Below are 4,500 nucleotides of genomic sequence, written 5' to 3' on the forward strand. Positions count from 1 at the left end.
TCCCCATTTCATCGACGGCGAGCGCGTCACCGGCCAGTCACCCCGCACCGCCGACGTCTACGACCCGAACACCGGCGCGGTGCAGGCAGAACTGCCGCTGGCCGGCAAAGCCGACGTCGACGCCGCGGTGGCGTCGGCGGCGCAGGCCCAGCGGGGCTGGGCGGCCACCAACCCGCAGCGCCGGGCCCGGGTGATGATGCGCTTCATCGAGCTGGTCAATGCCCACGCCGACGAGCTCGCCGAGCTGCTCAGCTCCGAGCACGGCAAGACCGTCGCCGACAGCCACGGCGACATCCAGCGCGGCATCGAGGTGATCGAGTTCTGCATCGGCATCCCGCACCTGCTCAAGGGCGAGCACACCGAGGGCGCCGGGCCGGGCATCGACGTCTACTCACTGCGCCAACCGCTGGGCGTGGTCGCCGGCATCACCCCGTTCAACTTTCCGGCGATGATCCCACTCTGGCAGGCCGGCCCCGCACTGGCCTGCGGCAACGCGTTCATCCTGAAACCCTCCGAGCGGGACCCGTCGGTGCCGGTGCGGCTGGCCGAGCTGTTCGTCGAGGCCGGGCTGCCGCCGGGGGTGCTGCAGGTGGTCCAGGGCGACAAGGAGGCCGTCGACGCTATCCTGGCCAACCCGGACGTCGCCGCCGTGGGCTTCGTCGGCAGCTCCGACATCGCCCAGTACATCTACGCGACGGCGACCGCCAACGGTAAACGCGCCCAGTGTTTCGGCGGGGCGAAGAACCACATGATCGTGATGCCCGACGCCGACCTCGACCAGGCCGTCGACGCGCTGATCGGCGCCGGCTACGGCAGCGCCGGGGAGCGGTGCATGGCGGTCAGCGTCGCGGTCCCGGTCGGCGACGAGACGGCCGACCGGCTGCGGGCCCGGCTGGTGGAGCGGATCAACAACCTGCGGGTCGGCCACAGCCTCGACCCAAAATCCGACTTCGGCCCGCTGGTCACCGACGCCGCGGTGCAGCGGGTCAACGGTTACATCGACGCCGGGGTGGCCGCCGGCGCCGAGCTGGTGGTCGACGGCCGCGGCCGCGGCAGCACCGAGATGCAGTTCGGGCTGCCCGGCGGGGAAGCGAATCTGGAGCGCGGCTTCTTCGCCGGGCCCACCCTGTTCGACCACGTCACCCCGGAGATGTCGATCTACACCGACGAGATCTTCGGGCCGGTGCTGTGCATGGTAAGGGCCATGAACTACGAAGACGCAGTGGCGCTTCCCTCTCAGCACCAGTACGGCAACGGGGTGGCCATCTTCACCCGCGACGGCGACACCGCCCGCGACTTCGCCTCCCGGGTGCAGGTCGGCATGGTCGGGGTCAACGTGCCGATCCCGGTTCCGGTGGCCTACCACAGCTTCGGCGGCTGGAAGCGGTCCGGCTTCGGCGACCTGAACCAACACGGCACCGCGTCGATCACGTTCTACACCAAGGTCAAGACCATCACCCAGCGGTGGCCGTCCGGGATCAAGGACGGCGCCGAGTTCCACATGCCGACGATGCAATAGGACTGCGGCGGTGACGGCTTACCTGGACGGCTGGGGCGACCTGCACGACGACGAGCGGGTGATCGTCGAGACGGCGGCCGCCTTCGCCGAGAAACGCCTGGCCCCGAACGCCCTGGACTGGGACGCGGACCACCATTTCCCGATCGACGTGCTGCGCGCGGCCGCCGAGCTCGGCATGGCCGCGATCTACTGTCGCGACGACGCGGGCGGGTCCGGGCTGCGCCGGCTGGACGGGGTGCGCATCTTCGAGCAGCTGGCCGCCGCCGACCCGGCCGTCGCCGCCTACCTGTCCATCCACAACATGTGCGCGTGGATGATCGACTGCTACGGCACCGAGGAGCAGCGCAAGGACTGGGTCCCCCGGCTGGCGTCGATGGACGTCATCGCCAGCTACTGCCTCACCGAGCCGGGTGCCGGCTCCGACGCCAGCGCGCTGGCCACCCGCGCGGTCCGCGACGGGAGCGACTACGTCCTCGACGGTGTCAAGCAGTTCATCTCCGGGGCCGGCGTCTCCGACGTCTACGTGGTGATGGCCCGCACCGGCGACCCGGGGCCGCGGGGCATCTCGGCGTTCATCGTGGCGAAGGACGCCGCCGGGCTGAGCTTCGGCGCCCAGGAGCAGAAGATGGGCTGGAACGCCCAGCCCACCGCGCAGGTGGTCTTCGACGGCGTGCGGGTGCCCGCCGACGCGATGCTGGGCGGGCCGGGCGGTGCGGGCACCGGCTTCTCGATCGCGATGAACGGGCTGAACGGCGGGCGGATCAACATCGCCGCCTGCTCGCTGGGCGGGGCGCAGGCCGCGTTCGACCGCACCGGCGGCTACCTGGCCGACCGGCGGGCGTTCGGCGGCGCGCTGCTCGACGAGCCGACGATCCGGTTCGCGCTGGCCGACATGGCCACCGCGCTGGTCTCCTCCCGGCTGCTGCTGTGGCGGGCGGCGAGGGCGCTGGACGCCGATTCCCCGGAGAAGGTCGAGCTGTGTGCGATGGCCAAACGCTACGTCACCGACGCCTGCTTCGACGTCGCCGACCGGGCGCTGCAGCTGCACGGCGGCTACGGCTATCTGCGCGAGTACGGTCTGGAGAAGATCGTCCGGGATCTGCGGGTGCATCGCATCCTGGAAGGCACCAACGAGATCATGCGGCTGGTGATCGGCCGGGCCGAGGCCGCCCGGGTCCGGGCCGGCCGGTAGGACCGAGGCGGCCCCGGTCCGGGCCGACGGAATAGGAGCAGCGCCGATGGCAACCACGACGGTGGCATTCCTGGGCTTGGGCCACATGGGCGGGCCGATGTCGGTGAACCTGATCCGGTCCGGCCTGATCGTGCGCGGCTTCGACCCGATCCCGGCGGCCGCCGCGACCGCGGCCTCGCACGGGATCACCACGTTCCGCACCGGGCCGGACGCGGTCGCCGACGCCACGGTGGTGATCACCATGCTGCCCGACGGCGACGCGGTGAAACGCTGCTACGCCGACATCCTTCCGATCGCCCAGCCGGGCACGGTGTTCATCGACAGCTCCACCATCTCGGTCACCGACGCCCGCGAGGCGCACGCCATGGCCCACGCGCACGGCTTCGCCCAGCTGGACGCGCCGGTCTCCGGCGGAGTCGCGGGCGCGGCCGCGGGCACCCTGGCCTTCATGGTCGGCGGCGACGCGGCCATCCTGCAGCGGGTGCAGACGGTGCTGGAGCCGATGGCCGCCAAGATCATCCACTGCGGCGGAGCCGGCGCCGGCCAGGCCGCCAAGGTCTGCAACAACATGGTGCTGGCCGTGCAGCAGATCGCGATCTGCGAGGCGTTCGTGCTGGCCGAGAAGCTGGGCCTGGGCGACCAGCAGCTCTTCGACGTGATGACCGGCGCCACCGGCAACTGCTGGGCGCTGCACACCAACTGCCCGGTGCCCGGCCCGGCGCCGGCGTCCCCGGCCAACCACGGCTTCCAGCCGGGTTTCGCGACCGCGTTGATGAACAAGGACCTGCACCTGGCGATGGACGCGGTGGCCGCCACCGGCTCGTCAGCGCCGCTGGGCAGTCGTGCGGCGGAGATCTACGCCCGGTTCGCCGCCGAGCACGGCGGCCAGGACTTCAGCGCGATCATCGAGACCCTGCGCGGTTGAGCCGGTCGCGGCTCGGTCGGCGGCTCAGCCGTCTTCGGCGACCAGTTCGGTGATGCCCTCGTCGTCGGCGACGTAGACGTTGCCGGCACCGTCCACGGTGATCGCCGCCGGGTGCCGCAGCCCGTGGAACGTCAGCTCGACGGGATTCTCTGATCCCACCGGCAGCATCAGCACCCGGTTGCGCTCGGCGTCGCTGACGTAGACGGCGCCGTCGCGGTCCACCGCGACCTGCGCGCGGGTGCCGATGCCGGCGAACGGCAACGGGATCGATTCGGTGGCGCCCGCCGGGATCTTCACCACGCGCGCCGCGTGGCCAAAGCTGTTGGCCCCGACGACGAGGTAGCGGCCGCCGCGATCGTCCACCGCCAGGCTCTGCTCAGACCGGCCCGGGCTGGTGAAGGGGATCTCGGTCGGCGTCGCCGTTCCCGGGGCCAGCCTCTGCATCCGGTCTGTACCGGCGAGCAGGTACAGGTTGTCGTTGGGATCCACCGCCGCCACCCGAACGGTGGTGGATCCGGTCGGCACCACCGTCCGGCTCACCGTCGGTGAACCGGACGGTCTGGGCGTCCGACTGGCAGCCCCGGATGGTGTGGGACCCCGCGTAGACGGTGCCGCGGCTGTCGACGAGGACGTACAGCGGCGCGATCATCGGGTTGGTGTCCCGGCCGATGAAGGAGAGCGGGGCCAGCGTACTGGTGACGCCGTCGGCCAGGGTGAGCACCCGGGGGTTCTCCGCGTCGGCGGTGTAGACGGTGCCGTCGCCGCCGACGGCGATCCCCACCGGGTGCTGCAGCCCGTCGAAGCGCAGCACCACCTGGTGGTAGGCCCGCCCGGGCGCGGCGGCGTCCGGGGCGGCCGCGACCG

Annotated in this window: 4 protein-coding genes and 1 pseudogene; 3 read left to right on the forward strand and 2 right to left on the reverse strand. The window is 71.7% G+C overall.

Features of this window, described 5'->3' with window-relative positions; translation table 11 throughout:
* The 3 genes from AC2VNT_RS02825 to mmsB form a co-directional block, all read left to right on the forward strand.
* Positions 1–1,519 (forward strand): CoA-acylating methylmalonate-semialdehyde dehydrogenase (locus tag AC2VNT_RS02825; protein ID WP_486945413.1); only part of this gene is annotated, 1,519 nt, incomplete at its 5' end.
* A gap of 40 nt (positions 1,520–1,559) precedes the next feature.
* The gene (locus tag AC2VNT_RS02830) at positions 1,560–2,711 is read left to right on the forward strand and encodes an acyl-CoA dehydrogenase family protein (protein WP_486945416.1); all 1,152 of its coding nucleotides are present in this window, start codon (positions 1,560–1,562) and stop codon (positions 2,709–2,711) included.
* A gap of 46 nt (positions 2,712–2,757) precedes the next feature.
* The gene (mmsB, locus tag AC2VNT_RS02835; RefSeq protein ID WP_486945414.1) at positions 2,758–3,636 is read left to right on the forward strand and encodes a 3-hydroxyisobutyrate dehydrogenase; all 879 of its coding nucleotides are present in this window, start codon (positions 2,758–2,760) and stop codon (positions 3,634–3,636) included.
* Positions 3,637–3,660: 24 nt separating this feature from the next.
* Here mmsB and AC2VNT_RS02840 read toward each other — a convergent pair whose 3' ends face one another.
* Together AC2VNT_RS02840 and AC2VNT_RS02845 are read right to left on the reverse strand one after the other, a co-directional pair.
* The gene (locus tag AC2VNT_RS02840) at positions 3,661–3,999 is read right to left on the reverse strand and encodes a hypothetical protein (RefSeq protein ID WP_486945415.1); all 339 of its coding nucleotides are present in this window, start codon (positions 3,997–3,999) and stop codon (positions 3,661–3,663) included.
* A gap of 13 nt (positions 4,000–4,012) precedes the next feature.
* Positions 4,013–4,500 (reverse strand): annotated as a pseudogene (locus tag AC2VNT_RS02845) (hypothetical protein); the annotation flags it as partial.

It is taken from the genome of Mycobacterium sp. TH-M15 (genome assembly GCF_057473705.1).